This is a genomic window from Flavobacterium sp. (genome assembly GCF_035456085.1).
GTDB lineage: Bacteria > Bacteroidota > Bacteroidia > Flavobacteriales > Flavobacteriaceae > Flavobacterium.
Window position 1 is genome coordinate 1 of record NZ_DATIDY010000151.1, and the last position, 5542, is coordinate 5542.

At 32.1% G+C, this 5542-nt stretch carries 6 protein-coding genes and 1 pseudogene; 2 read left to right on the forward strand and 5 right to left on the reverse strand.

What is annotated here, in order from left to right; genetic code table 11:
* Positions 1–202: 202 nt before the first annotated feature.
* The 5 genes from VLC96_RS11965 to VLC96_RS11985 form a co-directional block, all read right to left on the reverse strand.
* Complete coding sequence (locus VLC96_RS11965; RefSeq protein WP_325263197.1) at positions 203–1156, reverse strand: phosphoribosylaminoimidazolesuccinocarboxamide synthase; 954 nt, start codon at positions 1154–1156, stop codon at positions 203–205.
* 80 nt (positions 1157–1236) lie between these two features.
* Positions 1237–1809 carry a DUF502 domain-containing protein gene (locus VLC96_RS11970; protein ID WP_325263199.1) on the reverse strand — a complete coding sequence of 191 codons (573 nt, stop codon included), beginning with the start codon at positions 1807–1809 and terminating at the stop codon, positions 1237–1239.
* 11 nt (positions 1810–1820) lie between these two features.
* A complete protein-coding gene (locus VLC96_RS11975) occupies positions 1821–2645 on the reverse strand; it encodes a Cof-type HAD-IIB family hydrolase (RefSeq protein WP_325263200.1) in 825 nt (274 codons plus the stop codon).
* Positions 2646–2865: 220 nt separating this feature from the next.
* Positions 2866–3819 (reverse strand): PhoH family protein, encoded by a 954-nt coding sequence (locus VLC96_RS11980; RefSeq protein ID WP_325263201.1) that lies wholly within the window; start codon positions 3817–3819, stop codon positions 2866–2868.
* 141 nt (positions 3820–3960) lie between these two features.
* Positions 3961–4224 carry a hypothetical protein gene (locus tag VLC96_RS11985; protein ID WP_325263203.1) on the reverse strand — a complete coding sequence of 88 codons (264 nt, stop codon included), beginning with the start codon at positions 4222–4224 and terminating at the stop codon, positions 3961–3963.
* Positions 4225–4351: 127 nt separating this feature from the next.
* Between VLC96_RS11985 and VLC96_RS11990 the strand changes: the two genes are divergently transcribed.
* Positions 4352–5182: an SAM hydrolase/SAM-dependent halogenase family protein gene (locus VLC96_RS11990; protein WP_325263204.1), complete on the forward strand. Its 831-nt coding sequence runs from the start codon at positions 4352–4354 to the stop codon at positions 5180–5182.
* A gap of 132 nt (positions 5183–5314) precedes the next feature.
* Positions 5315–5542: pseudogene (locus tag VLC96_RS11995) on the forward strand (gliding motility-associated ABC transporter permease subunit GldF); the annotation flags it as partial.

The window sequence follows — 5542 nt, forward strand, 5'->3', positions numbered from 1 at the left end:
AAGTCATTAATTACGAAAACAAAGCAGTTCTTGACGACATTACCAAAAAATAATCATTTAAACTCTTCCATTGTGAAGAGTTTTTTTTTAGAAGCAGAAAAATTAGGTATTTTCAAGAAACAGTGTAAATCCTATCCGTAAAAAAAACCGTAACTCAAATAAATGAATTATGGTTTTTATGTAATTTGTATTTGATTCTAAATTATCTTTGCTCCAAATAAGCTAAAACATTTTTCTCTATACGATCGTTAATGTTAGAAATATCAGCTTTCACAAACTTTTCTCCCAAAATATTTTCATATAATTCAATATATCTATCCGAAACTGTTTCAATATATTCATCTGTCATCTCTGGAATTTGTTGTCCTTCCTGACCTTGAAATCCATTTTGGATTAACCAACGTCTGACAAACTCTTTTGATAATTGTTTTTGTTCTTCACCATTTGCTTGTCTTTCCGCATATCCTTCAGAATAAAAATAACGAGAAGAATCAGGAGTATGGATTTCATCAATCAAAACGATGACACCATCTTTGGTTTTACCAAATTCATATTTTGTATCTACCAAAATCAAACCACGGCTAGCGGCAATTTCTGTTCCTCTTTGAAATAAAGCACGAGTATATTTTTCTAAAACTAAATAATCTTCTTCACTAACGATTCCTTTTTCAAGAATTGCTTCTCTTGAAATATCTGCATCGTGTTCTCCATTATCTGCTTTAGTAGTTGGCGTAATAATCGGTTCAGGGAATTTATCATTTTCACTTAGACCTTCTGCCATTGTAACCCCACAAATTTGTCTTCTTCCAGCAGCATATTCGCGAGCAGCGTGACCCGAAAGATAACCACGAATTACCATTTCAACCTTAAAAGGCTCACATAAATGTCCGACAGCAACACTTGGATCTGGAGTAGCAACCAACCAATTTGGCACAATATCCTCAGTCAATTCCATGAATTTTGTTGCAATTTGATTCAAAATCTGACCTTTATAAGGAATTCCTTTTGGCAAAACCACATCAAAAGCCGAAAGCCTGTCAGTAGCAATCATTACCAGTAAATCATCGTTGATATTGTAGACTTCTCTAACTTTTCCGCGATAAACAGATTTTTGATTTGGAAAATTAAAATTGGTAGTGGTTATTGTATTACTCATTGGTAGTTTGTTGTGTTGTTATTTTTTATGGTTGCAAATTTAAAACTAATTAATAGAGAACGCAAACAAAACCAGAAGTTCTATTTACAAGCCAAAAGCCCTTTTCCAGATGATTTAACAACAGATTTCAATTCACTCAATGATGTCTCTTTTAATATTTTCACATTCTGAAACGGAACAATATAAATTTCATTTCCAGCATCCTTAGCCAAAGTCACTACAGCATTTTCTGAATCTTCTTCAACTAAAAAACCAGGTTTCCAATATTCACCAAACTTGATTAAAACTGGCAAATCAGCTTCTTCTTTTGGTTCACTAATCAAAGTTTTTGTTGCAATTTCTTTGTGCTTTTCATAGCCTGGAATTACTTCTTTAAGTTTGGCGTCAATACTTTCGCTTATTCTCTGAAAAAATGCCAATCGCACCAAATAACCGCAGATATAAACAAAAATGAATAGTATCAAAGCTCCTATAAAATTGGCGGCATTTTCCCCTAAAACCTGATCTAATCCTGTCAGTTTAGCAATTCCTTGTCCAAACTTTGCAAAATAGCCAAATACTTTTTTAACCAATATTAATAAAATCAAAACTGGTAATAAAAACAGAATTCCGGATATACAGTTTTGTTTAATTTTTTCTAAAGAAACATTCATAGTTAAACTTATTAAAGTGTGAAATCAAATCCATCTAAAATCGCAGTCAAATATCTTGCCACACCGTCTTCATTATTAGTCGAAATCACTTTTAAATGAGATAATTTATCTTTTAAATTTTCCGGTGCATTTCCCATAATTATTCCAAGCCCGGCAGCGTTCAACATTCTTTCATCATTAAAACCATCTCCAAACGAAATAGCGTCTTCAAATGTATACCCTTCCATTTCTAGGATTTTTGAAATTGCCACACTTTTATCAACCGATTTATCCATAAATTCCAAGCAAATGGGTAAACTGAAAGCATGATGAAATTCCTCTGAATGATTCATCAGAATTTTTTCTTTTAAATCCACTAATTTATGATGATCATCATGGGTGAAAAATATTTTTATAGCACTATAATCATCCAATGCGGCAAAATCAACCACTTGAGGCGGATATGCCATATCTTTCTGAAAAGCATTTAACTTCTTATTCGTTTTGGAAGTTTGCCAGACGGTTTCCTTAAATAAAACAGTTGTAATCTCTGGATCAATATCCAACGACAAAACTGATTTTACTGAATTTCCATCCATATCAAAAGAAAACAAAAGTTCTTTTTGTGGAGAGTGAATTCTGGCACCATTTGAAGTTACTAAATAAACAGGAAAATCCAAACCATTAATAATTGCCATGGCATCCATGTGATGACGACCTGTAGCAACAATGATCAGATAATTTTGTTTGTGGAGTTCTTGAAAAACAGATTTGGTATAGGCAGATATAGTGTGATCTGAGTTAAGTAATGTTCCGTCTAAATCGCTTATTATTACTTTAAATTTTGGCTTCAACATTTTATATTTCAATTTCATCTTAATCCTTGCAAATTTATTGCTTTTCAACAACATACCAAAAAAAGCCAGCTATCAATAAAATGCATTTAACTTAATTATGTAGATAAATTAACTTTAAATAAAATATTGTACGGACATTTAAATAAAAAAACGTTAAAATAAAAAAAGGAAGAAACTCAGCTATTAAGTTTCTTCCTTTTTTAAGAATTAAAAATGATTATTAATAATCGTTATTTTCAATTTGTTTATAAGCGTCAATTACCTTTTTAACCAATCGGTGACGTACTATATCTTTATCATCCAAATAAATAATACCGATTCCTTCAACATCTTTCAAAACCAATATGGCTTCTTTAAGTCCTGATATTGTTCTTCGGGGTAAATCGACTTGGCCAGGATCACCAGTTATCATAAACTTGGCATTTTTGCCCATACGCGTCAAAAACATTTTCATTTGTGAATGAGTTGTATTTTGTGCCTCGTCTAAAATTACAAAGGCATGATCCAAAGTTCTTCCACGCATAAATGCCAAAGGTGCAATCTGAATAATTCCTTTTAAGATAAAATCTTCCAGTTTTTCGTTGGGCAGCATATCGCGTAATGCATCATACAGAGGTTGCATATAAGGATCCAGTTTCTCTTTCATATCACCTGGAAGAAAACCTAAATTCTCACCAGCTTCTACCGCAGGTCTTGTCAAAATGATGCGCTTGACTTGTTTTTCCTTTAATGCTTTTACAGCCATGGCAACACCTGTATATGTTTTACCGGTTCCTGCTGGACCAACTGCAAAGACCATATCATTTTTCTCCACAGTATCAACCAGTAATTGCTGATTGGGCGTCATGGCTTTGATAATTTTACCGCCTACACCGTGAACCAAAATTTTGTCATGACCAAATGCTCTGGTTTCCTCTTGGGAATCACTTTGAATCACCCGCTCGATAACATTGTCATCGATAGTATTGTATCTGGTAAAATGTAGCATTAAACGCTGGAAACGCGTTTCAAATTCATCCAAAATATCTTTGTCGCCAAATGCCTTTAGAGTTGTGCCTCTTGCGACAATTTTTAGTTTTGGATAAAATTTCTTGATTGACTCCAAGTGAGAGTCGTGGGTGCCCCAAAATTCTTTTGGAGCAATGTCGATGAGCTCAATAATCCTTTCGTTCAAAATAAGAAGTTTTTAAGTTAATTAATTGAGATTAAATCATTTCAATCTTTACGCTGCAATACCTCTTATCACAGTTTTTAATTTCTAAATAGGAAATAACACTAAAAAACATCTCTCTAGAATTTGGGGCTCTAGTAATAATTATGCAATACCTTTAAATTTTTTCAGTATTTCTTCGCTTAATAAATCAGATTGCTTAAGTGATAAAAATTCACAAAGATTATTATTAAGCAACAAATCAATTTTTTCTCCATTAAAAAAAACAGTCTTTTGGTCTTTATCAACCTCAGTTGATACAAGGAATACAGTTTTATCATTTACCTTTTTATAATTCGGCAAAACTTCTTGACCAAATGCATCTATACAATAAGAGAAAAGAAATAAAATAAAAATAAACCTGGACATGGATTTTGTTTTAATTCAAATAAAATTGTGTTTAAATAAAGTATAAAATACTTTAGCTTTGCATTTCTCAAAATTAAGAAAAAATAGGTTTCGGTTACTCCAAAACGCAATAGTTATAAACAATTTTATGTCAATAATTACCCTTACTACCGATTACGGCTTGAAAGACCACTTTGTTGGAATTTTGAAAGGGAAAATACTATCCGAGTATTCTGACGCATCAATTGTTGATATCTCACACTACATTGATCCATTTAACACAGCACAAGCCAGTTACATAATTTCAGCTTCATACAACAGTTTTCCGAAAGGAACGGTTCATATCATAGGAGTTGATTTGGAAGCCAATAAAGAAAACAAACATGTGGTGATGCAATGGAACGATCATTTCTTTATTGCAGCAGATAATGGTATATTAAGCATGCTTTCGCAAAAGATTATTCCACAAAAAATTGTCACTATAACCATCCACGATCGCTTAAATAATGAAGCAACTGATCTGGATGTTTTTGTAAAAGTTGCTTGTCATATTGCCAAAGGCGGAGCTTTAAGCGTGATTGGAAAAGAAATTGAAAGCCTAAAACAAGTAAAAGATTTACAAGTAGTTTTCTCCGAAGATGGAACACAACTAAAAGGAAATGTGATATATATTGATCATTTTGGGAATGCTGTGACTAACATTTCTAAAAAACAATTTCTGGAATGTGCTAAAGGAAGACCTTATGAAATCGCTTTTAAAACACAAACTATAAAAACTATTTTACCTTATTATTCTGCTATTGCAATTTCGGATAAATATCCTGTAAAATATTACGAAGGCGAAAAACTGGCTATTTTTAATGAAGCCGGTTTTCTTGAAATAGCAATTTTCAGAAGCAATCCGTTAACTGTGGGCTCTGCCAGTACATTACTTGGGCTTAGTTATAGGGATGTAATTTCAATACAATTTAAAAATTAACAAATGTCAAAAATGGTGATTTAATAAATTTTTATTTGATCTTAAAATTAAGATTGTTCCGGTTTGAAACAAATTCGAAAAATTCTAAACATTAAACTTTAAAAACATTAAACTTTTAAATAAAAAATATAAATGAAGTCAATCGTATTTCGCGAAATAAAATCCTTTTTTGGTTCACCAATTGGATATTTGGTAATTGCCCTTTTCTTAATTGGAAATGGATTGTTCCTTTGGGTATTTGAAGGAGATTACAATATATTAAATACTGGTTTTGCCGATTTAACGCCTTTTTTCACTTTGGCTCCTTGGATATTAATATTCTTAATTCCAGCAGTAACCATGCGTAGTTTTTCTGATGAA